General features: G+C 66.6%; 18 protein-coding genes and 1 pseudogene. 9 read left to right on the forward strand and 10 right to left on the reverse strand.

Going from position 1 to position 22,289, the window contains the following annotated elements:
- Positions 1-30: 30 nt before the first annotated feature.
- Genes CLV01_RS20625 through CLV01_RS20645 form a run of 5 tightly spaced genes read right to left on the reverse strand, consistent with a single transcriptional unit; the run spans position 31 to position 3,540 of the window.
- A complete protein-coding gene (locus CLV01_RS20625) occupies positions 31-891 on the reverse strand; it encodes a sensor histidine kinase (protein ID WP_012206210.1) in 861 nt (286 codons plus the stop codon).
- On the reverse strand, positions 888-1,931 hold the full coding sequence (locus tag CLV01_RS20630; protein ID WP_099733328.1) for an ATP-binding protein: 1,044 nt from the start codon (positions 1,929-1,931) through the stop codon (positions 888-890). The genes CLV01_RS20625 and CLV01_RS20630 overlap by 4 nt, the downstream gene beginning before the upstream one ends.
- Entirely contained in the window at positions 1,922-2,326 is a 405-nt protein-coding gene (locus tag CLV01_RS20635; RefSeq protein ID WP_012206212.1) for an anti-sigma regulatory factor, read from the reverse strand. Before CLV01_RS20635 ends, CLV01_RS20630 begins: the two co-directional genes overlap by 10 nt.
- Positions 2,316-2,690, reverse strand: coding sequence for an STAS domain-containing protein (locus CLV01_RS20640; RefSeq protein WP_012206213.1), 375 nt, complete (start codon positions 2,688-2,690; stop codon positions 2,316-2,318). Before CLV01_RS20640 ends, CLV01_RS20635 begins: the two co-directional genes overlap by 11 nt.
- A 7-nt stretch (positions 2,691-2,697) precedes the next feature.
- Positions 2,698-3,540, reverse strand: coding sequence for an STAS domain-containing protein (locus CLV01_RS20645; RefSeq protein WP_012206214.1), 843 nt, complete (start codon positions 3,538-3,540; stop codon positions 2,698-2,700).
- Between the two features lie 450 nt (positions 3,541-3,990).
- On the opposite strand from CLV01_RS20645, the gene CLV01_RS20650 reads away from it, so the two are divergent.
- A complete protein-coding gene (locus CLV01_RS20650) occupies positions 3,991-4,692 on the forward strand; it encodes a pentapeptide repeat-containing protein (RefSeq protein WP_043821199.1) in 702 nt (233 codons plus the stop codon).
- Positions 4,693-4,727: 35 nt separating this feature from the next.
- Here the strand turns inward: CLV01_RS20650 and CLV01_RS20655 are convergent, their stop codons facing one another.
- The gene (locus CLV01_RS20655; RefSeq protein WP_143290011.1) at positions 4,728-5,228 is read right to left on the reverse strand and encodes a hypothetical protein; all 501 of its coding nucleotides are present in this window, start codon (positions 5,226-5,228) and stop codon (positions 4,728-4,730) included.
- Positions 5,229-5,331: 103 nt separating this feature from the next.
- On the reverse strand, positions 5,332-5,595 hold the full coding sequence (locus CLV01_RS20660; RefSeq protein ID WP_034395743.1) for a VF530 family DNA-binding protein: 264 nt from the start codon (positions 5,593-5,595) through the stop codon (positions 5,332-5,334).
- A gap of 206 nt (positions 5,596-5,801) precedes the next feature.
- On the opposite strand from CLV01_RS20660, the gene CLV01_RS20665 reads away from it, so the two are divergent.
- The 6 genes and pseudogenes from CLV01_RS20665 (at position 5,802) to CLV01_RS20690 (ending at position 11,814) form a co-directional block, all read left to right on the forward strand.
- Positions 5,802-7,358, forward strand: coding sequence for a methyl-accepting chemotaxis protein (locus CLV01_RS20665; protein ID WP_063325648.1), 1,557 nt, complete (start codon positions 5,802-5,804; stop codon positions 7,356-7,358).
- A 26-nt stretch (positions 7,359-7,384) separates the two neighbouring features.
- The gene (locus tag CLV01_RS20670) at positions 7,385-7,690 is read left to right on the forward strand and encodes an NIPSNAP family protein (protein ID WP_012206218.1); all 306 of its coding nucleotides are present in this window, start codon (positions 7,385-7,387) and stop codon (positions 7,688-7,690) included.
- Between the two features lie 112 nt (positions 7,691-7,802).
- Positions 7,803-8,795 carry an ABC transporter substrate-binding protein gene (locus CLV01_RS20675; RefSeq protein ID WP_099733327.1) on the forward strand — a complete coding sequence of 331 codons (993 nt, stop codon included), beginning with the start codon at positions 7,803-7,805 and terminating at the stop codon, positions 8,793-8,795.
- A 19-nt stretch (positions 8,796-8,814) separates the two neighbouring features.
- Positions 8,815-9,678, forward strand: coding sequence for an ABC transporter permease (locus CLV01_RS20680; protein WP_013801848.1), 864 nt, complete (start codon positions 8,815-8,817; stop codon positions 9,676-9,678).
- Positions 9,675-10,400, forward strand: a complete 726-nt coding sequence (locus CLV01_RS20685; protein ID WP_099733326.1) for an ABC transporter ATP-binding protein — start codon at positions 9,675-9,677, stop codon at positions 10,398-10,400. Before CLV01_RS20680 ends, CLV01_RS20685 begins: the two co-directional genes overlap by 4 nt.
- Positions 10,401-10,480: 80 nt before the next feature.
- Positions 10,481-11,814 (forward strand): annotated as a pseudogene (locus tag CLV01_RS20690) (LLM class flavin-dependent oxidoreductase).
- A gap of 31 nt (positions 11,815-11,845) precedes the next feature.
- Here CLV01_RS20690 and CLV01_RS20695 read toward each other — a convergent pair.
- Positions 11,846-12,739, reverse strand: a complete 894-nt coding sequence (locus CLV01_RS20695; protein ID WP_099733324.1) for an amino acid ABC transporter substrate-binding protein — start codon at positions 12,737-12,739, stop codon at positions 11,846-11,848.
- A gap of 274 nt (positions 12,740-13,013) precedes the next feature.
- Complete coding sequence (locus CLV01_RS20700; RefSeq protein ID WP_139093410.1) at positions 13,014-13,715, reverse strand: alpha/beta fold hydrolase; 702 nt, start codon at positions 13,713-13,715, stop codon at positions 13,014-13,016.
- Positions 13,716-13,939: 224 nt separating this feature from the next.
- Here CLV01_RS20700 and corA point away from each other — a divergent pair, with 224 nt between their 5' ends.
- Positions 13,940-14,914, forward strand: a complete 975-nt coding sequence (gene corA, locus CLV01_RS20705; protein WP_012206223.1) for a magnesium/cobalt transporter CorA — start codon at positions 13,940-13,942, stop codon at positions 14,912-14,914.
- Positions 14,915-15,028: 114 nt separating this feature from the next.
- Entirely contained in the window at positions 15,029-15,949 is a 921-nt protein-coding gene (ppk2, locus tag CLV01_RS20710; protein WP_043821211.1) for a polyphosphate kinase 2, read from the forward strand.
- 138 nt (positions 15,950-16,087) lie between these two features.
- Here the strand turns inward: ppk2 and CLV01_RS20715 are convergent, their stop codons facing one another.
- Positions 16,088-22,129, reverse strand: a complete 6,042-nt coding sequence (locus tag CLV01_RS20715) for a DUF4011 domain-containing protein (protein WP_099733322.1) — start codon at positions 22,127-22,129, stop codon at positions 16,088-16,090.
- Positions 22,130-22,289 lie beyond the last annotated feature (160 nt).

Genomic DNA, 22,289 nt, shown 5'->3' on the forward strand with positions numbered 1-22,289 from the left:
TTTGATGGGATGAAGACCGGCTTGGCCGTATCAGGCCTTCAGATCCTTGGTATCGACCGGAAGATGCGCGGGAACGATCACGGAAAAGGTCGAGCCTTCGCCCAGGGCGCTTTGCACTTCCACCCAGCCCCCCAGAAGCTGCGCCAGCTGCTTGGACAGGGCCAGGCCCAGGCCCGTGCCCCGCAGGCGCTTCTGGATGGGTGAATCGACCTGGGTGAAGTCATTGAAAATCGCATCGTGGAATTCCGAGGCGATGCCTATGCCGGTATCCGCCACCGAGAATTTCACCAGCATGTCCCCCACCAGTTCGGCCGACACCTTTATCTCACCCTGCGGCGTGAATTTCAGTGCATTGGAGATGAAGTTTCTGAGGATCTGCGAGAGCTTGCGGTTGTCGGTGTAGAAGCGCGGCAGATCACCGGGCTCTTCGAACACCAGGCTCAACTCCACGTTGTCCGCCATGGCCTTGAACATGCCGCGCAAGGCGGCAAACAAATCCATCATCTCGAACCAGCCCGGCGAGATTTCCAGGCGGCCCGCCTCGATCTTGGCCAGGTCGAGCAGGTCGTTGACCATCTCGGAAAACTCGGCGGCGGTTTCCTGGATGAAGCCGACCTGCCGGGTCTGCTCGGTGGTGAGCGGTCCATCCACATGGTCCAGCAGCAGCCGCGCGTTGCTGCGGATGGCGCCTATGGGCGTGCGGAACTCATGGCTCATGTAGGAAAGGAAATGGCTCTTGAGCTCAGTGGCCTTGCGCAGCTTCTCGGCCTGCACATCCAGCTCGCCGTAGAGCGCGACCACGCCGCGATTGGTCTCGTCCAGCTCCTCGCGCAAGGACCTGATCTCGGCGCGGCACAGTTCCAGTTCAGCTTTGAGATCGTCTTCGTTCATTGCTTTTCCTCGGCCTTGAGGACGACCACGGTGGCGTCATCCCTGCTGCGGGTGTTGTGCCAGAGAAGGCAGGCGGCCAGCAGGCCGGGGTCCCTGCCCAGCAGGCCCGCATAGTCCTCATGCTTCCAGCGGGCAGACACGCCGTCGGAGTGCAGCACCAGAACGCCATGGTCAAGGCTGGAGCAGTCGGCCACCCTGGGCCGCGAGATCTGTACACCTGCCGTGCCGTGCTGGCTGCTCAGGGAAAGGCTGGCCACGCCATTGAAAAGCCTGCCACTGATGTTTCCCGCACCGCAGCTGTGCACGGCCTGTGCGCCAAAGCGCACCGCCAACAGGGCCGCCCCGCGCGTGCCGCGCAGCGCTGCATGGGACTGGGCCACGAACTCGTCCAGCGGCACGGCGGCATCGGCACCGCCGTTCCCTTTCCCATTCCAGTTCTGCGACGCAAAGACATCGACCGCCGCACGGGCCGCCTCGCCCGCCAGCGGTCCATGGCCCAGGCCATCGGCCACCAGCACCTCGGCCAGCCCCGCGCCCGACCTGACCGCCCAGGCGTCGCCGCTGATGGTCTCGGGCGCAACCGCCAGGCAAACGGCGCCCATGCGCAGCGACAGTGCCGACGGCGCCCTGCGGCCTTCGCGCAGCCGCGCCAGGCTTACCGTGCCGGTGGCTTCGGAGACGACAAAGAAGTCGTCGGCCACCCTGGAGATGGCCCCCAGGCCCGTGCCCGGCGAGCCCGAGCCGGTGCTCACCCCGTCCTGCATGGCGGTGGCGATGTCCTCGATGCCCGGGCCGCGATCGACACAGATGATTTCGATGTCATGCAGGGGCGGCCGCGCGGCTATCCAGATTTCAGCATCCCGGGCATGCCGCACCAGGTTGGTGGCCAGCTCGGTCGCCACCAGCCCCGAACGGCCCATGTCCTCGTCGCCCCAGCCCATGTCGGAGGCCAGTGCAACCACATGGCGCCTGACCTCACCCACACGGCTCGCATCGCCTATTGGAAATGAACGATGGGTCCAGCCCCGGATTACTTCCACTTGGTGATACTCACTCGTGTGCCCTGGCCCAGCTCGGTTTCTATCTTGAAATCATTCACCAGCCGCTTGCTTCCCGGCAGGCCCAGGCCCATTCCCATGCCGGTGGTGAAACCATCGGTCATGGCCATTTTCAGATCCTTGATTCCAGGCCCTGTGTCTTCAAAAATCAATTGCAAGGCCTGTTTTCCATTGACTTCGATGATGGCCCAGTTCATGTGGCCACCTTTTCCATGAATCAGCGTATTGCGGGACAGCTCGCTTGCAGCGGTAATCATCTTTGTCTGATCGACCAGCGAGAACTTCAGCATCTGGCAAAGCGAGCGCACCGTTTGGCGCGTGGCAACAATCTGCTGCTCGTTTTGTAACGGCATTTGGCCGCTGCGATCATGTTCCAAGGGTGGCTCCCGACTGCTGGGCCCGCAAAAGGGCCATTCCCCTCTCGACGGTCATCGCCGTCCTGACCCCGCCAAGGGACAGGCCCAACTCCACCAGGGTGATTGCAACGGCAGGCTGCATGCCCACCACGACGGTGGCGGCAGACAGGATGCGGGCAATGCCCGAGATGGTCACCAGCATGCGCCCGACGAAGGAGTCCACCACCTCCAGCGCCGAGATATCGATCATGACGCCGCTGGCGCCCGTGCTCGCGATGCGCTCGGCCAGGTCGTCCTGGAGCGCCAGCGCCGTCTGGTCCTGCATGTCGATCTGGATGGAAACCAGCAGCACATCGCCCATGCGCAGGATTGGAATGCGGTCCATGGATGGCTCACTCCTGTGTCTGGCGGGTGATACGCCAGCCGGTCTTGCCCATGGCCAGCTTGAGCGCCTCGGCCAGCGTGGCCTTGGTGGTGATGTCGCGCATGTCGATGCCCAGGTGCACGATGGTCTGGGCAATCTGGGGCCGGATGCCGCTGATGATGCAGTCCGCGCCCATCAGGCGAATGGCCGTCACGGTGCGCAGCAGGTGCTGGGCCACCAGCGTGTCCACCGTGGGCACGCCGGTGATGTCGATGATGGCCAGCTCCGACTCGGTCGACACCAGGCTTTGCAGCAAGGACTCCATCACCACCTGGGTGCGGTTGCTGTCCAGCGTGCCGATCAGCGGAATGGCCAGCACCCCCTCCCACAGCTTGACGACGGGGGTGGACAGCTCCAGCAGCTCTTCCTGCTGGCGGATGATGATCTCCTCGCGTGCCTGCTGGAAGCTGCTGACCGTGTGCTGGGCCATGTTGTCCACCAGCACGGTGGCACTCCAGATTTCCTGGATGGCCGCAGCAGGATCGCCCGACAGCCCGCGCTGGATGTGTGCGAACAGCGGCTTTTTCAGCGACAGAATGAACTGGCTGGTTTCACCGGCACGCTGGCCCTGGGCGGCGCGGGTGCGGGACAGCTCGGCCAGCAGGCGCCGCGCGGGATTCCAGCCCTCGTCCGAAAACCTTTGCGGATCGGCGCCGGAAGCGAAGGCGCCCACAATGGCGTTGATAATCCCGCGCGCATCTTTTTCAGCATTCTTCCCGAGCGTGGAATCACCCACGCTGGCCTGGGCCATCCAATCATGGATCAAGGCATCAATATCATTTTGGAGTGTTTGCTGGATAATTCCGGTCATAGATATTTGCTGGATTTCAAATAAATTATTCGTTGAGGCTGCCAGAGAACTGCATTGGTAAAAATACAGCTGGCGTGCCAACCATATTTTCTGCAGATTATTTACTGACACCCTCGCCACGAGAGACACATTTTGTAATATCAAATAGCATCTTCCTGTAAGGGTTTTTCGACAGATGCATGTCCGCCAAGCCGCGACCTGGTCAGCAAGCCCCCGGCCAGCAAGCTCCCGGTACGCAGCCACGGGGGACGCGGGCACGCCGGCTCCGCCCATCCTGGAGGGCGGAACCGGCGCCGGAAGCAGCCCGCAACCCGTGTGCTCACAGGTTTTCTCATCCGTCAAACTGCGCAATGCATGCCCTTGGAAAATCCCAAGGACATTTCACACCTGGGCGCGGCAAGGCCATACACTGCCCAGCCTTTCTGAAATACGCCATGCCTGATATTGACCATGCAAACAACGCCTTCCACAAAAACCATCGTCAATCAGATTTTTGATGAGGACCGTTTGTCGGAGCTATTGAAACAAGAAGCCTCTCATGGCCTGGGTTTCGAGCAATGCGAATTCGATGGATTGAATCTCTATCAACTCGATTTGCAGGGCGCGCAATTTGTGGAGTGCAGTTTTGCCGACACCTGCTTTGAAAGCTGCCAACTGGCCGGCACCCGCTGGCTGCATTGCAAGGCGGGCCGCGCCGATTTTCGGCTGGCCAACCTGACGGATGCCCTGTTTTGCCAGAGCGACCTGAACAACACCAACTGGGAATTGGCCAAGCTGGCCTCAGCGCGCTTTCTTGAAGTCAAGCTGACCGGCGCCAGGTTTGGCGGTGCGCAAACCCTGGGCATTGATTTTCATGAGTCCCTGCTGATTGGTGCCGATCTGCGCGGCATGTCCTTCCGCAAGAAAACGCTGGAAGGCCTGAACTTCAGCGATGCCGATCTGGCCGGCTGCGACTTCCGCGATGCCGTTTTCCACAAGGCAAGCCTGCGCGATGCCCATCTCAAGAATGCCCGGTTCGATGGCGCGGACCTGCGCTCGGCGGACTTGCGCGGCTTGACGATTGCCTCGCTCAGCCAGCATTTCAAGGGCAGCCTGATCTCGCATGAGCAGGCTGCCGAACTGGTGGGCGGGCTGGGCGTGCGCGTGATGTGAAGTCGAGGCGGGTGCGCCGCCACCGCCATCCGCACTCAGTAAACGATGTCGTGCTCGTACAGCAGCCTGGAGATGTCCTTGGGCACAAAGCCTGTCAGCAGCGAGTTCTCGTCGAGCAGATTGATGAACTCCCCCGCCGTGCAGGACTTGGAGTGGTCAATGATGAAGTCCAGGAACTCCTCGCTGACGCGGTCACCGTCCTGCTCGAAGGACCAGCTGTGTTCCTGGCCGCCCGATTGGAAGCGCAGCGTGACGGTGTCGCCCTCCATGCCGGATTCGATGCCCTCATAGCCGATGGCGCCACCGCAAGCCTTGGCGAAGCGCTTGAGCAGGGCCACGTAGTCTTCGTCGGCCTCGTTGTCTTCCCCAATGCCGCCATCGAACAATTTGACCTGGGCGGCCTTGGTGTGCTGGCGCAGTGCCGCCATCAAGGCGTACTCGTCCTCGATGGAGGCGATGTCGAAATCCGCAGGCACGATGCCGTGCGTCTTCATGGCGGAGGCAATCACGGCGACAGGGTTCTGGCTCTGGGTCATGGTGGTGTCTGAAAGGGTTGCGGGATCGGAGACGGTGCCGATGATAGGCACAGCCTGTGCCTGCGCACTGGACATCTTGTCCGGTGGCATCCGGCTCGCGCCTTCAGTCTGTGGAAGCGGGGCTGCGCCTGTCCTTGCGCAGCATGTCCAGATAGAGCGCTTCCACCTTCTCGCGCGCCCAGGGCGTCTTGCGCAGGAATTTGAGGCTGGAGCTGACGCTGGGGTCCAGCGTGAAGCAGCGCACCGGAACCTGCCGTGCCAGGGCGGGCCAGCCATAGCGGGCCTCCAGGGCACGGACGATGGCTTCGAGCGTGACGCCGTGCAGCGGATTGCGGGGCTGGGCAGCGGGGGGCGGAGTTTCTTGCATGGGGTGATTCTCCCTTGTGATGGACCGCAAGCCTGGCAGTGCGGTGCACGCGCTGGTGCCGAGGTTGGCAGCGGCAGGACAGGTTCCGCAGAAACGGGGCCGCGCCGGCACTGTGCGAGCGCGGAAAAATTTGTAAACACATGAAACCAAAGAAGAAGTTTCTGTAGCATTCACGGCGTCCCTGCCTCTTCTTCGAACCCGCTTCCATGCCTGCCCTGTCCCTTCGCCAGAAACTGCTGGCTCCGCTGGTTTTCTGCCTGCTGGCGCTGCTTGCGCTGACCCTGTTCAACGCCTACCAGGCACGCAGCAAGGCCTATGAGGCCCGGCAGCAGGCGCTGCGGGACTTTGTCGATTCGGCAGACAGCCTGATTGCCGCCATTGCGGCAGAGGCCAAGGCCGGCAAGCTGCCTGAAGAAGACGCCAAGGCCACGGCCATTGCCCGCGTGGGGCAGCTGCGCTATGCCGGTGGTGCGGGCTACATCACCAGCATCACGACGGATTCCGTGGTGCTGAACAACCCCGCAAGCCCGGGCATCAACGGCAAGAACATGGCCGGCTTCCAGGACGCCAAGGGCAGCTACCTCTACCGCAGCATTGCCGCCGTGGGCGCTTCTGCCCAGGGCAACGGCTACCTCACCTACTGGTGGCCCCGTCCCGGCGCGAAGGAGCCCAGCGAGAAGCTGGCCTATGCCAAGCGATCCACCTCCTGGAACTGGGACCTGATCGCGGGTGACTATGTGGACGACATCCAGCAGGCCTTCATCGCCACCATCATCAAGTCGGTGGCGGCGCTGGCGGTGCTGGGCGCACTGCTGTCGTTGATCGCCTGGATGGTCACGCGCAGCGTGCTCCAGGCCATCGGCGGAGAGCCGGCCGTGGCGGCAGCGATCGCCAACCGCATCGCCGCCGGGGATCTGTCGCAAACCGGGCTGGAGGGGGCATCGCACGCACCGGAAGGCAGCGTGATCGCGGCGGTGCAGCGCATGAGCGAGCAGCTGCGCCAACTGGTGACGCGCATCCATGACACGGCGGGCATCATCCACCGCTCGGCCGGCGAGATTGCCACGGGCAGCCTGGACCTGTCGCAGCGCACGGAGCAGCAGGCCAGTTCGCTGGAGGAAACGGCGGCGTCCATGGAGCAGTTGACCGCCACCGTGCACCAGAACGCGGAAAACGCGCAGCAGGCAAGCCAGATCGCCTCGGGCGCCTGCGCGGTGGCCGAGCGCGGCGGCACCGTGGTGGACCAGGTGGTGAGCACGATGGGCGAGATCAATACCTCGTCGCGCCGCGTGGTGGACATCATCGGCGTGATCGACGGCATCGCCTTCCAGACCAACATCCTCGCGCTGAACGCGGCCGTGGAGGCTGCGCGCGCTGGCGACCAGGGGCGCGGCTTCGCGGTCGTGGCGGGCGAGGTGCGCACCCTGGCGCAGCGCAGCGCCTCGGCCGCGCGCGAGATCAAGACGCTGATCCAGGCCTCGGTGGAGCGTGTGGATGCCGGCGCCACCCTGGTGGACCAGGCCGGGCAGACCATGCGCGAAGTGGTCACCACGGTGCGCAACATCACAGGCATCGTGACCGAGATCGCCTCGGCCAGCCGCGAGCAAAGCACCGGCATCGAGCAGGTGGGCCATGCCGTGACCGACATGGACCGCGTGACCCAGCAGAACGCCGCACTGGTGGAGCAGTCCTCGGCCGCCACGCAGGTGCTGCAGCAGGAGTCGGAGAAGCTCTCCCGCCTGACGGCATCGTTCAAACTCTAGGCTTCGCTTCCCTTCTCTTTTCAGACATGATCACCTGCTACCTGCGCTACATCATCGACCCGTTCAAGGCCAAGGAATTCGAGGAGTACGGCAAGACCTGGATTCCGCTGGTCGAGAAATTCGGCGGCAAGCACCACGGCTACTTCCTGCCGTCCGAAGGCGCCAACAATGTGGCGCTGGCCATGTTCAGCTTCCCCAGCATGGCGCTGTACGAGGAGTACCGCATCAAGTCCATGCAGGACCCCGAGTGCCAGGCCGCCTTCCGCTACGCGGAGGACACGCGCTGCATCCTGAGCTACGAGCGCAGCTTCATGCGCCCGGTGTTCGGCTGAACCTCCCCCCGCGCCACGCCCATGTGCGTGGCGCGCGTTTGCAAATACGGAATCGGTATTTTCACAACTGAAGCACGCTAACTAGCATCCATCCCATTGCAATCTTTTGAGGATGGAGCGCGTGAACAAGCGTCGTTTCCTGCTGGCCGGCCCTTCTCTGCTGGCCGCTGCCGCCCTGGCTTCCACCACCGCCGCACGGGCTGCGGCCGACCCCAGGACCCGATTGGTCGTTGCCGACCAGAGCGAGCTGCTGCGCCACCTGATGGATGCCAGCGGCGAGCGCAAGCGCCTGGGCTTTCAGCTGGAGCTGCCCAACTTCGCGGGCGGCCCGGCCATCTTCGAGGCCATACGCGCAGGCGCGCTGGACATTGCCTATGTGGGCGACACGCCGCCCATCCAGGCGCGCGCCGCCGGCGTGCAGCTGCCCATCATCGCAACCTTCACGCGCGAGCGCGCCCAGTACCGGCTGGTGCAGCGCGCCGATGCAGGCATAGAGCGCCTGGCCGACCTGCGCGGCAAGCGCCTGAGCTATGTGGAAGGCTCGGGCCGCCAGGTCTTCCTGATCGAGGCATTGACACGCGCGGGCCTGACGCTGGCCGACGTGAAGCTTGTCAACCTGCGCGTGGCCGAACTCAACGACGCGCTGCGCGCCAAGGCCGTGGACGTGGCCGTGCTCATGGAGCCCCATGTCACGCGCCTGGGCAAGCAGATCGGCGCGCGGCCCGTGCCCGATCCGCAGGAGCGCACGCTGCTGCCCGCCACCTCGTACATCTACGCACGGCCCGACGTGCTGGCCGACCCGGCCAAGTCCCAGGCCATCGTCGATTTCCTGGGCGCCTTCGTGCGCGCAGGCAAGTGGAGCAATGGCCACGAGCAGGAATGGGGCCGCCACTACTACACGCAGTTCCAGCGCATCGATGCGGAGAGCACGGCGGCCATCCTGGCATCGCAGTCCGACCTGCTGTTCCAGACGGCCGCCGAGGCGCAGCCCCACCACCAGAAACTGATCGACATCCTGCACGCCGCCGGCAGCCTGCCGCAGCGGCTGGATGCGGCCGGCTCCTTCGTGTCCACCTACGACCGCGTGATCGTGGCCAACCGATGAACCGGCCAGAAAACACACGATGACGCAAGCGCAACTGGACATCAACGCGGCCGGTCTGGCACCGGCCACCGCAGCCACCGCTCAATCCGCGCCCGCCACCCGGGCCGCTGTGCAACTGGTGCCCGCGCGCCTGTCGCAGGGCGCGCTGCTGGTGGGCCCCGGCCTGCTGCTGGTGCTGTGGGAGGCGGCCTCGCGCCTGGGCTGGCTCTCACCCGAGACGCTGACCGCGCCCTCGCAGGCCCTGGTCGCCGGCTACGGCATGGTGGCCGACGGCAGCCTGCTGCCCCACTTGCTGGCATCGGCAGGCCGTGCCTACAGCGGGTTGCTGCTGGGCGTGGTGGCTGGCGTGCTGCTGGCCCTGGCCTCGGGCCTGACGCGCACGGGCGAGGCCCTGCTCGACGGCCTGGTGCAGATCAAGCGCGCCGTGCCCACGCTGGCGCTGATTCCCCTGGCCATCATCTGGCTGGGCATTGGCGAATCCATGAAGATCTTCCTGATCTTCACGGCCGTGCTGGTGCCCGTCTACATCAACACCCACGCGGCCCTGCGCGGCATCGATATCGGCCATGTGGAGCTGGCCCAGACCCTGGGCCTGTCACGCGCCGAATTCATCCGCAAGGTGGCGCTGCCAGGGGCGCTGCCGGGCTTCTTCGTGGGCCTGCGCATTGCCGTGTCGCTGTGCTGGACGGCGCTGGTGGTGCTGGAGCTGATCAACACGCAGACCGGCATCGGCTACCTCATGAACCGCGCCCGCGACTGGGGGCAGACCGATGTGATCGTGGTAGGCATCCTCATCTACGCCCTGCTGGGCCTGCTGTCTGACGCCGTGGTGCGCCGCATCGAGGCGCACGTGCTGTCCTACCGGAGGTCGCTGGGATCATGAGCCATCACCCCACCCCGGGCGCCGTGCGGCTGCAGCGCTTCACGCGCAGCTTTGGCGGCAGGAACGTGCTGGACGCCATCGACCTGGACATTGCCCCGGGCCAGTTCGTGGCCCTGCTGGGCGAGTCCGGCTCGGGCAAGACCACCTTGCTGCGCGCGCTCGCCGGGCTGGACGGCCATGCGCAGTCCAGCGGCGCGGCCAGTACGCAGGGCAATGTCTCCGTGCTGTTCCAGGACGCGCGTCTGCTGCCCTGGCTGTCGGTGCTGGACAACCTCACGCTGGGTCTGGACGCGCGTGCCGTGCTGCCCGCAGCACGGCAAATCCTGCACGACGTGGGCCTGCAGGACAAGGCCGGCGCCTGGCCCGCCACGCTGTCGGGCGGCCAGAAGCAGCGTGCATCGCTGGCCCGCAGCCTGCTGCGCGACCCGCACGTGCTGCTGGCCGACGAGCCCTTCGGCGCGCTGGACGCGCTCACGCGCATGCGCATGCACGGCCTGCTGCTGCGCCTGGTCGAGCGCATACGGCCCACGGTCATCCTCGTCACGCACGACGTGGACGAATCCCTGCTGCTGGCCGACCGCATCCTGGTGCTCAGGGACGGCCGCATCGCCGAAGACCACGCCGTGGACCTGCCCCATCCCCGCCGCCCCGACCATCCTGCCTTCATGCAGCTGCGCGCCACCTTGCTGCGCAGCCTGGGCGTCGAGACAGAGATCGCCTGACGCCGGCCCCGCCCGCGAAACAACCCACACAACAAAGGACTGCTCCCATGTCTCGGCAACTGCACCTGAACCTGTTCCTCATGACGCGCGGCCACCATGAAGGCGCCTGGCGCCATCCCGGTGCCAACCGCAAGGCGCTCACCGACCTGGAGCTGTACGTCGATGCCGCACGCATCGCCGAGGCCGCCAAATTCGACGCCGTCTTCCTGGCAGACAGCCTGGTCGGGCCCGAGAACGGCCAGCAGATCACCTCGGGCCTGCTGGACCCGCTGGTGCTGCTGACGGCACTGGCGCTGCGCACCGAGCGCATCGGCCTGATCGGCACCGCCTCCACCACCTACAGCCATGCCTACACGCTGGCGCGCCAGTTCGCCTCGCTGGACCATCTGTCCAAGGGCGGGCGGGCTGGAACATCGTCACTTCCTGGGCGCCCAACGCGGGCCTGAACTTCGGACTGGCCGACAACGTGGACCACGGCGACCGCTACCGCATCGCCGAGGAATTCGTGTCCGCCATCGATGCGCTGTGGCGCAGCTTTCCAGCCAGCGCCCTGCTGGACGACACGGCGGCCGGCCAGTTCCTCGACGCATCGCAGATCCAGCCCGTCCACTTCGAGGGCAAGTACATCCGCACGCGCGGCCCGCTCAACGTGCCCGGCAGCCCGCAGGGCCGGCCCGTCTTCGTGCAGGCCGGCCAGTCCGAATCGGGCCGTGCCTTTGCCGCGCAATGGGCCGAGGCCATCTTCACGGCCCACGGCTCGCGGGAATCGGCCCAGGCCTTCTATGCCGACATCAAGGGACAGGCGCAGCAGCTGGGCCGCCGCCCGCAGGACATCGTGATCCTGCCCGGCATCAGCGCCGCCATAGGCTCTACCGAATACGAGGCGCGCCAGGTCTGGGAAGAGCTCGACAGCCTGACCAGCATCGAGGTCGGCCTGGCCCGCCTGTCCGCACGCTTTGGCGGCCACGACTTCTCGGCCGTGCCGCTGGACCGCCTGCTCACGCGCGACGACTTCCCCGATCCCGACAAGGTCGAAGCCTCGCGCAGCCGCGCCGTGGGCTACGTGGAAACCAGCCTGCGCGACGGCCTCACCCTGCGCGGCCTGCTCAAGCGCCTGGCCGGCGCCCGCGGCCACCTGGCCGTGGCCGGCACGCCCGAACAGGTGGCCGACATCATCGAAGACTGGTTCAGGCACAGCGCAGCCGACGGCTTCAACGTCATGCCGCCCATACTCAACCAGCAGTTCGAGCTGTTCACCAGCGAAGTCGTGCCGATCCTGCGCAAGCGCGGCCTGTTCCGCGAGGAATACGAAAGCCGCACGCTGCGCGGGCATTTCGGGCTGGGGGAGCTGGCGGGGAGGGGGGCAGGTGATGCCCCAGCCGCGCGCCCAAGGGAGCAAGCGCTGGCGGCTTGACCGATGCGGCGCTGCGGCTGCACAGACAGGCCTACAGCAGAATGTCCGCCGTGGGGTACTTCCAGAAGTCGCGCAGCAGGTAGCTGATCGGCAGGTTCAGATTCGTGGAGCTGGGTGGAATCGGCTGCAGGAACCACTTCTCGTAGATGGGATGGATTTCGCGGCTGGTGATGATCCGCTTCATCTCTTCATCGACCAGTTTCTTGAACGCGGTATCGGCCTTCGGCAGCATGATGGCCAGGGGTTCGGTGGACAGGAACTTGCCCACCACCTTCAGGGCGCGTGGATCGGGCCGTGCAGCGGCCAGCCCGTTGAGAAGCACGTCATCCATCACGAACGCGTCGGCTTCGCCCTTCTCCACCATCTCCAGGGCCCTCGCGTGATCGGGGGCCTGCACAATGGTGATGCCCATGAGGCGCTGCCTGTTGGCCTGCGTCACCAGGGCCATCGGACTGGTGCCCTTGGTGGAAACCAGCTTTTTGCCCTTGAGATCCTCCATCGCGTTGATGGTGCTTTCGGCCTTCACGAGCATCCGGGCGCCGGTGATGAAATGGGGGACCGTGAACGCCACGGTCTGGCGCCGCTGCGCGTTGTTCGTGGTCGAGCCGCACTCCATGTCGGCCTTGCCCTGCTCGATCACGGCCATGCGATTGGCGGGCGTGACCATCAGGAACTCCACCTTCATGTCCTTCCTGCCTGTCTGCTTGCGCACCGCCTCGGCCAGGCGAAGGCACAGATCCAGCGCGTAACCGACGGGCTTGCCGCTGCGCGTGTCGATGTAGGAGAAGGGGACCGACGATTCCCGGTGCGCGATCACCAGCGCGCCACCGGCATTGATCTTGTCCAGCACACCGGCTGTCGATACGCCGCTCAAGGCCAACAGGCCCAACGCACCCAACGCAATTCCCCACTGGCGAAAGATCATCGAAGTCCTTGGATCGCAGGCGCTGGGCGGCGCCCAGCAGTGTCGTGACAGGTTATACACGTATTGTTACCAGATGTGCAAATCTGGGCTTACGCGCCCCCATCCTCATCCAGCAGTTCGAATCGTTCGCCAGCGAAGTCCTCCCCATGCTGCAAAAGCGCGGCCTGTTCCGCAAGGAAGACGACAGCCGCATGCTGCGCGGGCATTGCGGGCTCGGGGAGCTGGCAGGGGCGGCGAGTGGGAGAAGGCGTTGGCTGTCTGATGCAAAGCCGACCTATCGTGGCGCGGCCATGGCAACACAGGCCTCATGAAACGCCACGATGGCCTTCGTGCAAGCCTGGGGCTCCGCCTGAAAAATGAAATGCGGCCCGGCAATGCTTTCAACGCGCGCATTGCCGGATATGGATGCCACAAGGCCCGCCGCATTGGCTGGCATCAGCCTGTCGTGGCTGGCTCGCAGATAAAGCAAGGGCTGCCGCACACGAACGCCCTGCGCCAGCAGATCAACCTCCAGAGCCTGCCGGACGCGGCCCGCCCAAACCACCGGAGCAACCGTCTGCAGGGCCTGCTTGAGCAAGGCGCGCCCGGACGCTGTCGCATGGCCATTGCTCAGCACTCCATCGAGCAGCCACATCGGAGCGCATGCCGCCGGGACCCATGCCAACAGCCCAGACAGGCTAGAAAGGACTGACTTCAAGGGCAAATCCAGGCGTGCGAACGAGGCTCCCAGAATGACGCCCCGAACCCGCGTGAGGTGCTCCGCCGCCAGGCGCAACGCCAACGGTCCCGAGAACGATTCGCCGATCAGCAAAAACGGCCCGGCGGGCAGACGGGCTCGCACATGGCCCAGCAGTTCGTCATAGGAAAGCGGCTCATCCGTCGGATAGGTGATGACCTGCACCTGAAAGAACGTGGACAGAACCTGCGCGAACTCCGCCAGCAGCAAGCCTGTGCCGTCCAGACCAGGCAGGATCACCAGTCTGGGCAAATCCTGGCCCTGGCCATGGCTCTGCCCCTTGTTCTCACCCGCTCCACCACTCACTCCCCTCATCGGACATCGCTCCCTCAAAGGCCCAACCATAGCCGAAGCACGCCCTTGATTGGCGCCCGCATGTGCGGCAGCCCCGGACCTGCTCCAGGCTATCCGCCCTCCCCCGTTGTGGCAGGATCACCAGCACCAGAATTACCGAGGGATATCCCATGCTGATCAACTGCGTCGCCTACGAAAACGGGGCCAAGCTGGCGGACATTCCCGTCGCCGACATCAGCAACTACATAGAACGGCCCGGCTGCTTCGTCTGGGTGGCGCTGGCGGACGCCACGCCGGCCGAGCTGGAGGAGATGCGCCAGGAGTTCGGCCTGCATGCCCTGGCCGTGGAGGATGCGCTGCACGGCCACCAGCGGCCCAAGCTGGAGGAGTACGGCAGTTCGCTGTTTGCCGTGATGCACCTGCTGGAGCCCGAGCCCGAGCGGCCCGGCCACTTCAACCATGGCGAGGTCGATGTCTTCGTGGGCTCCAACTATGTGCTGTCGGTGCGCAACCGCAGCAAGCGCGGTTTCCTGGGCGTGCGCGAGCGCTGCGAGAGCGAGCCGGAGCTGCTGCGCCACGGCTCGGGCTTTGTGCTGTATGCGCTGATGGATGCGGTGGTGGACCGCTACTTTCCCATCATCGATGCGCTGGAAGTGGAGCTGGAGCAGATCGAGCAGCAGATCTTCACCAAGGGCGCGGCGCGCGACAACATCAAGCAGCTGTATGAACTCAAGGGCCGCGCCATGGACCTCAAGCACGCCGTGGCTCCCCTGCTGGAAGCCGTGGGCAAGCTCAACGGCGGGCGCGTCCCCCAGATCTGCGTGGGCTCCAGGGACTACTTCCGCGATGTGATGGATCACCTGGGCCGCATCAACGCCCAGATCGACACCATGCGCGACACCGTGGGCACGGCCATCCAGGTGAACCTGTCCATGGTGTCCATCGAGGAAAACGAAGTCACCAAGCGGCTGGCAGCCTGGGCCAGTATCTTCGCCATCTGCACGGCCTTCTTCGGCGTCTGGGGCATGAACTTCGAGAACATGCCCGAACTGAAGTGGCAATACGGCTATCCGGCCGCACTGCTGTTCGTGCTGGGTGTTTGCGGCCTGCTTTACTACAAGTTCCGCAAGGCGGGGTGGCTGTAGGCGGCGGGAAGGCGAGCGGTGCCAGGGTATTCACCCAGCAGCACCGTCACAGCCGCGTCACACATCCACGCCACCATCCCAGGCGCCAACTCCTGGACGCCCGGATTCCCCACCATGTACGACGAACTTCTGCCCGACCACCATGATTCGCTGATGCAGCGCATCGAACGCGATCTGCTCGACAGCTACGACGAAGAACTGGAGATGGAGATAGACGACGCCCGCCTGAGCAGCGGTGGCGACGATCTGGACGGTGCCGACTCCGTGAGCCGCCAGACCTACTTTCGCGAACTGCTGCGCCTGCAGGGCGAGCTGGTCAAGCTGCAGGACTGGGTGCAGCACCACAGGAAAAAGGTGGTCATTCTCTTCGAGGGCCGCGATGCGGCCGGCAAGGGCGGCGTGATCAAGCGCATCACCCAGCGCCTGAACCCTCGCGTGTGCCGCGTGGCCGCCCTGCCCGCGCCCAATGACCGCGAGCGCACGCAGTGGTATTTCCAGCGCTATGTCTCCCACCTGCCTGCGGGCGGCGAGATCGTTCTCTTTGACCGCAGCTGGTACAACCGCGCGGGCGTGGAACGCGTGATGGGCTTTTGCTCCGACGAGGAGTACGAGGAGTTCTTCCGCTCCGTGCCCGAGTTCGAGAAGATGCTGGTGCGCTCGGGCATCACGCTGGTGAAGTACTGGTTCTCCATCACCGACGACGAGCAGCACCTGCGCTTTCTCGGCCGCGTGCACGACCCGCTCAAGCAGTGGAAGCTCAGTCCCATGGACTTCGAGAGCCGCCGCCGCTGGGAGGACTACACCAAGGCCAAGGAAGCCATGCTGGAGCGCACCCACATCGCCGAGGCGCCCTGGTGGCTGGTGCAGGCCGTGGACAAGAAGAAGGCCCGGCTCAACTGCATCTCCCACCTGCTGACCCAGCTGCCCTACGAAGAGATAGAGCACCCGGCCATCGTGCTGCCCGAGCGCACGCGCAATCCCGAATACACACGCAACCCCGTTCCCCAGCACATGTACGTTCCGGACAAGTACTGACACCCCCTGAGGCGCTTCGCGCCTTCCCCCTCTCTACCCGCTTTGCGGGGGAGGGGGACGACACCCTCGGTGCGGGGGCGGCCCTTCCTTGGTGTCTCTGGCTTCAGCAAGTGTCCATTTCATGCGCACGGCCGACTTTCAGACCTTATGCGCCTCGCCGTCCTCCACGGATGCCTCGGACGCCTCAGGCGTCTCTGGCGTCTCTGGCGCTGGCTCTGCCTCGGCGACTGCAGCCGCCTGCGGCGCCTCGACAACCTCGGCCGCACGCTTGCGCCGGTCCTGCTCCAGCAGCGCGGTCAGCGCCGCGTGGATGCGTTCCAGCGTGCCGCCGGGGTTGACCCACCAGTCCGTGGACCAGATGCGCAGTATCTGCCAGCCCAGGCCGCGCAGCACCTGCTCGCGCAGCTTGTCGCGGTCGCGCGCCGTGGCCGAGCGGTGGTAGGTGGCGCCGTCGCACTCCACGCCCGCCAGGTAGCTGCCCGCATGGTCCGGGTGCACCACGCCCAGGTCCACGCGGAATGAGGATGCGCCGATCTGCGTGTGCACGCGCCAGCCCTTGCGCTCCAGCGCCTGGGCCACGCTGGCCTCGAACGGGCTGTCGAAATCGCCCTGGCTGCCATGGTGCGACTCGGCCAGCGCGCGCGGGCCGCGCTCGGCAAATTCCAGGAAGTGCTTGAGATCGCGCACGCCCGCCGCCTGGGTGCGCGACAGGTCCATCTGCTCGCCGCGCAGGCTGGAGAAGATGCGCAGCTCCTGCCGCGCGCGCGTCACCGCCACGTTCAGCCGCCGCTCGCCGCCATCGCGGTTGAGCGGGCCGAAATTCATGGACACGGCGCCCGAGATATCGGGCCCGTAGGTGATGGAAAAGTACATGATGTCCCGCTCGTCGCCCTGCACGCTTTCCAGGTTCTTGACGAAGACGGGCTCCAGCAGCGCATCGGAGAAAAACGGCTCCAGCCCCGGGTCCTTGCGGCGCTCCTCGTCCAGCAAATCCTCGATCAGGCTTTGCTGCTCGGAGTTGAAGGTGACCACGCCGATGGTGGCACCCGACTGCGCAAACCCCGGCGACTGCAGCCGCGCCACCAGGTCGGCCACCAGGGCCTTGGCCTCGGGCTGGTTGATGCGGGCGCCACCCTTTTCATAGCGGCCCTGCACGGCGTGGAAGCTGACGGCGCGGTCATCGGTGACGGGCGAGGGAAAGGTCACCAGCCCGCCGCCGTAGTAGCGGTGGTTGCTGAAGGCGATCAGGCTTTCATGGCGCGAGCGGTAGTGCCACGACAGGTTGCGCGTGGGCAGGCTGGCGCCCAGGCATTCGTCCAGGATGCTTTCCATGTCGCCTTCCACGCCCTGCGTGTCGTCGTCGAAGGTGTCGGAGGTGTCGGCGCGGCCGAAGAAGCTGGTGGGCGGCAGCTGCTTGGGGTCGCCCACCATGACCACCTGCTTCGCACGCGCCATGGCGCCGATGGCGTCCCAGACGGGGATCTGCGAGGCCTCGTCGAAGATGACGATGTCGAAGTTGCTGGTCTCGGCGCTCAGGTACTGGGCAATGGACAGCGGGCTCATCAGCAGGCAGGGCGTCAGGCGCAGCACGGCCGAGGGGATCTGCTCCAGCAGCTGGCGCAGCGGCAGGTGCTGGCGCTTCTTGGTGATCTCGCGCCGCAGGATGCCCCACTCGCTGTTGCGCTGGATGCTGTCGGCCGACGGCAGGCCCGCGCACAGCCGCGCACGTATCCACTGGCGCGTGACCGAGGTGAATTCATCGTCCAGCGCGCGGAAGTCGGCAATGCGCCGCTCATGCTCGGCAGAGACGAAGCGCTTGAGCACCTCGTCCTCGTCCACGGCCAGCGCCAGCCACCAGCGCGCGTAGTTGACCTCGAAGGCCTGGGGCGCCTGGGCCGGCGCCAGGCTGCCGGACTCGATGGCGTCGGCCAGCGCACCCAGCCCGCCCGCGCGGGCCGTGGCCTGGGCATTGCGCCAGGCGCACCAGGCATGCAGGCCGCCCTGCCCGGCCAGCACGCCGCCCGCCGTGGCCGCCAGCTGCTCGGCCGTGCGCTGGGCCAGGGCACGCTGCTGCGGCTCGCCATGGGCTGCCGCCGCGCTGAAGGGGTCTATGGCCGCGTGCAGGCCGGCCAGGCTGTCCAGCAACTGCTGGCAGGCCATGCCGACCGCGGCGCCCTCGCCCAGCTCGGCGCTGCGCAAGGCCAGCACCTGGTGCAGGGCCTGGCGTGCCTGGGCCAGCTCGGCCTCCTGCCAGCCCAGCCCGGTCAGCCCTGCCTGCAGCGATCCCTGCAGGCGCAGCGCATGCTCCACGGCTTGCGGGCGCGTGTCCAGGCCGTCCCAGACGCCGGGGCAGCGCAAGCGCAGCTCGTCCAGCGCCAGCAGCTGTTCCTCGATGGCGCTGCGGGCCGCCAGCTGCGCATGGGCCTGCTGCAGCGCCGCGCCACAGCGGCCCTGGGCCACGGCGGCGTGCGATGCCATCAGGCTGCCGCTCCGCGTCAGTTGCAGGCGCTCGCGCTCGAAGGCCAGCGCGTCCTGCAAGGCCTGGGCATCGGTTTCCAGGCTGCGCCACAGGCCGTGGCTGGCATCGGTCAGCGGCAGGTAGCCATCGAGCTGGCGGTCGATCTGGTACAGGGCCTGCAGGCGCTGCACTTCGGCAGCCCAGCGCTCGCCGCCATGGCCTTCGGCCACGGCCTCCAGGCCGTCGAGCGAGAAGGATTTCTGCGCACGCGCGGCCAGCAGGGCCGCATTGGCCTTCAGGGCGCTGCGCGCATGGTCGGTGCGCGTGCGGTGTCCGGCCCACAGGCCGTCGGCTGCGGCGCCGGGCTGGATCTGGTCCAGTTCCTCGCGCAGGCCCCGGATGCGCACCAGGGCGGCCAGGTCATCGGCCACGCGCGGCTCGCCCGCGCCTTCGATGGTGGCCTCCAGCGCCGCGCGCACCTTGCGCCTGCCCAGCCAGGACAGCGGCCACAAGGACTTGCCGGCCCTGGCCCATTCGCGCTGCAGCTGCGAGACATTGAGCTGGCCCACGCCCGCGCCGTACTTGACGGACAGGCCCTGGCGCAGCGCCGCGATCTCGTCGATGCACTGCAGGCCGCGCTCCAGCTCATCGCCCAGGGCCACGGGCCAGGGCGTGCCCAGCCCGGCCTGCAGGCGCCGGCGCTGCGCCAGCAGGTCCAGTGCCTGGGCCAGGCGCGCCTGCAGCTCGGCCGGCCAGGGCGCCGGAATCTGTGCGGACAGATCACCGTGCTGCGCCAGCAGCTGCAGCCCCGATTGCAGGGATTCGCCAATGCGCGCGCCGTCAGGCAGCACGCAGAAAGCCAGGTTGCGGCCTGCGGCCGCAGGCAGCGCCCGCGCGATCACGCCCAGCGCCGAGCGCGCCTGGCGTCCCAGCGCCGGCCACTCGATGCGCAGCAGCCGGCCCAGCTGCTGCGCCGCCTCGGCAAAGCCCTGGCCTGCATCGTGCAGCGCCTGGGCGGCATCCACCATCTGCTGCTGCCAGCGCACGGACCAGTCGCTGGCCTGCACCGTGGCCAGCGGCCCGTCCTTCAGATGCTGCGCGCCCACGGCCTGGGCATTGGCCTGCAGGCGGCCCGCAGTCTCGCGCAAAAGGGCCAGGCCCGCTTCGTCATGGGCCTGGGGCGTGGGCCAGTGAAATCCCAAGCGCGGCAGCGCCTCGCCACCGGCCACGGCGCCAATGGCGCGGTAGATGGTCCAGCCGTTGGCGTGGCGCCGGTGCAGGCGCTCCACATAGGCCGACAGCTGCTCGCGCAGGCGGCCGAGCTGGCTGGCCTTGGCGGCCCAGGCCTCGGCATCCACCTGGCCATGCGAGTCCCAGGATTTCTGCAGCTGGCCCAGCACGTCGAGCTTGCGGCTCTTGTTGGAGTGCAGCTCCAGGCAGAACTCGCCCAGGCCCACTTCGCGCAGGCGGCGGTAGACCACGTCCAGCGCGGCGATTTTCTCGGCCACGAAGAGCACGCGCTTGTCCTCGGCCAGGCATTGCGCGATCAGGTTGGCAATGGTCTGGCTCTTGCCCGTGCCCGGCGGGCCGATGAGCACGAAGTCCTTGCCGCGCGCAGCGGCCATCACGGCCGACAGCTGCGATGAATCGGCCGGCAGCGGGCTGAAGACCTGCTGCGGCGCGAACTCCTGATCCAGCCGCCGCGTGTCGGGAAAGGCGATCTCCGAGCGATAGGGCTCGCGCGGCGTGTCGATCAGGTGGGCGACCACGGGCGAGCTGCGCAGCTGGTCGGCGCGCTCGGCCAGGTCCTTCCACATCAGGTACTTGGCGAAGGAGAACATGGACAGCACCACGTCCTCGCTGACCTCCCAGCCGCGCACGTCCTTGATCGCCTCGCGCACGCGGGCCCAGATGCCGGTGATGTCCAGCCCGGCCTCGTCGCGCGGCAGGTCGCCTGCGGGCACGCCCAGCTCCAGCTGGAAGTCCTGGCGCAGCATCTCGACCAGGGTGGGGTTGAAGCGCGGCTCGTCCTCATGCGCCTGCAGCGTGAAGCCCGAGCGCGCGCTCTTGCGCTCCAGCGTGACGGGCAGCAGGATCAGCGGCGCGCGCACGCGCACATCGGGCTTGTCGGGCCGGCTCCAGACCAGAAAGCCCAGGGCCACGAACAAGGTGTTGGCGCCGCCTTCCTGCAGCGCGTTGCGCGCGCCGCGGAACAGCTCCACAAAGCGGCTGTCCAGCTCCAGCGGCTCCAGGTCGATGAAGACCTCGCGCCGCTGCAGCGCCTCTTCGGCGTGCGCGCCGCGCAGGTCTTCCAGGCTGCGCGCCTCGTGCAATGGCTGGCTGCGCGGGTCCTTGCCCTGCATGAGCTCGGGGCTGGGCAGCAGCTTGAGCACCTGGCCCCGGGCCAGCGTGTCCTCCAGCGCGGGCGCGGCCACCTGCAGCAGCAGCGATTTCTTGCCGGGCTTGAAGTTGAGCAGGGCATTGCGCAGCGACAGGTCCAGCAGCCGGCGCTGCCAGCGCGCCAGCCTGTCCTTGGGATCGAGCTGGGAGGTGGGCACTTCGCGTGTCTGCGCCTGCGGCAGGAGTTCGGGCGGCGGCTCCACGGTGAGTCGGGGCTCGACCTGGCCTTCGCCGGCCTCGGGCGCGGCGTCCTGCGGCTGGGCCAGCGCCAGCGGGCGGATGCGCTGCATGCGCGCGCGCCGCACATCCACCAGCAGCTCGAACTGGTCCTCATGCTCTTCGGCCAGTTGGCGCGCGCCCTGGGCAATGGCCTGGCTGAAGGCCACGGCCTGGCCCTGCGCGGCCAGCGTGGTCTCGAAGACCACCAGCTCCTGCAGCTTGAGCCGCTTGCGCACGGCCGTGATGTCATCGACCACGGCGGTCGAGAATTCCTGCCTGCCCAGCCACAGGCCCACGAAGGCATGGCCGCGCGTGAAGACCAGCAGCGGGTTCAGGTGCGCCTGCTCCAGGCAGGAGGCGAACAGCAGCGTCAGGTCCAGGCAGGTGGCCAGGCCCGCATCCAGCACCTGGGTCGCGCCGCGTATCTTCTGGCCCGCATGCTCGAAGCTGGCCGGCGGCAGCGCGTAGTTGAGTTTCTTCTGGAGCACGGAGGTCCAGATGGCCGAGGCCAGTTCCCAGGCCCGCTGCGGCCCCTGTTCATAGCCGTTGATGGCGCCGGACTTGCCCGCCGCCTCCAGCGCCTGCGCCGCGCCCTTGAGGATGCGGTCCACGGCCGGATCGTTGGGTTGCACGAAGGCCGCCACCATCTCGGGCAAATGCCCCAGGCCGCCCCACTGGTTGCGTGCCAGCAGTTCCAGCGGGTGTTCGTGCCGGGCCAGCACCGTCTCTGCCGGCTGGCCGCTGCGCAGCTCCAGCCGCAGCACGGCGGGCTCGGCCTCGGTCAGGCGCGAGAGCAAGGCGCCGTCCAGCGCCACATCCAGGTCGGTCAGCGCATAGGTGCTGTGCGCGGCCACCGACTCCAGGCGCCAGGTGCGCGGCTTGATGAAGGCAGGCTCCGAGGCCAGGTGCAGGCTCAGCGCCTGCAGCGGCAGCTCGCCCTCGTTGACGATGGCCAGCTCCAGCAGCGCGGGCACGGCGTTCTGGAAGTCGGCGAGATTGAGCTTGGCGACGGTGCCGATGCGCAGCTGCGTGGCCGTCTGCGGCGCCTGGGCGGCGGCGGGGGCGGCATCTGCGGGGGAATCTCGGCGGGGGTCTTCTGTCATGCGCGGTAGTCCTTGGCTGGCCAGCAGGCGGCGGGAACTGTCGAAATCCCGTCATATTCCTGGCCTGACGATTGTCCGCTGCGAATGGGGCGCCGTGTCCGAGATGGGCGGTTTTCAGGGGTCACTGTTTGCAAAAAATGAGAGCACGGATGAAGGCGCC

It is taken from the genome of Delftia sp. 60 (assembly GCF_002754395.1).
In the GTDB taxonomy this organism is placed as follows: Bacteria; Pseudomonadota; Gammaproteobacteria; order Burkholderiales; family Burkholderiaceae_C; genus Comamonas; species Comamonas acidovorans.

What these genes read in the sequence shown, in the direction of transcription:
- CLV01_RS20625 (WP_012206210.1), bottom strand. Translation starts at nt 891, where the DNA reads ATGAACGAAGACGATCTCAAAGCTGAACTGGAACTGTGCCGCGCCGAG.
- CLV01_RS20640 (WP_012206213.1), bottom strand. Translation starts at nt 2,690, where the DNA reads ATGGACCGCATTCCAATCCTGCGCATGGGCGATGTGCTGCTGGTTTCC.
- CLV01_RS20645 (WP_012206214.1), bottom strand. Translation starts at nt 3,540, where the DNA reads ATGACCGGAATTATCCAGCAAACACTCCAAAATGATATTGATGCCTTG.
- CLV01_RS20650 (WP_043821199.1), top strand. Translation starts at nt 3,991, where the DNA reads ATGCAAACAACGCCTTCCACAAAAACCATCGTCAATCAGATTTTTGAT.
- CLV01_RS20655 (WP_143290011.1), bottom strand. Translation starts at nt 5,228, where the DNA reads ATGACCCAGAGCCAGAACCCTGTCGCCGTGATTGCCTCCGCCATGAAG.
- CLV01_RS20660 (WP_034395743.1), bottom strand. Translation starts at nt 5,595, where the DNA reads ATGCAAGAAACTCCGCCCCCCGCTGCCCAGCCCCGCAATCCGCTGCAC.
- CLV01_RS20665 (WP_063325648.1), top strand. Translation starts at nt 5,802, where the DNA reads ATGCCTGCCCTGTCCCTTCGCCAGAAACTGCTGGCTCCGCTGGTTTTC.
- CLV01_RS20670 (WP_012206218.1), top strand. Translation starts at nt 7,385, where the DNA reads ATGATCACCTGCTACCTGCGCTACATCATCGACCCGTTCAAGGCCAAG.
- CLV01_RS20675 (WP_099733327.1), top strand. Translation starts at nt 7,803, where the DNA reads ATGGAGCGCGTGAACAAGCGTCGTTTCCTGCTGGCCGGCCCTTCTCTG.
- CLV01_RS20680 (WP_013801848.1), top strand. Translation starts at nt 8,815, where the DNA reads ATGACGCAAGCGCAACTGGACATCAACGCGGCCGGTCTGGCACCGGCC.
- CLV01_RS20685 (WP_099733326.1), top strand. Translation starts at nt 9,675, where the DNA reads ATGAGCCATCACCCCACCCCGGGCGCCGTGCGGCTGCAGCGCTTCACG.
- CLV01_RS20695 (WP_099733324.1), bottom strand. Translation starts at nt 12,739, where the DNA reads ATGATCTTTCGCCAGTGGGGAATTGCGTTGGGTGCGTTGGGCCTGTTG.
- corA (WP_012206223.1), top strand. Translation starts at nt 13,940, where the DNA reads ATGCTGATCAACTGCGTCGCCTACGAAAACGGGGCCAAGCTGGCGGAC.
- ppk2 (WP_043821211.1), top strand. Translation starts at nt 15,029, where the DNA reads ATGTACGACGAACTTCTGCCCGACCACCATGATTCGCTGATGCAGCGC.
- CLV01_RS20715 (WP_099733322.1), bottom strand. Translation starts at nt 22,129, where the DNA reads ATGACAGAAGACCCCCGCCGAGATTCCCCCGCAGATGCCGCCCCCGCC.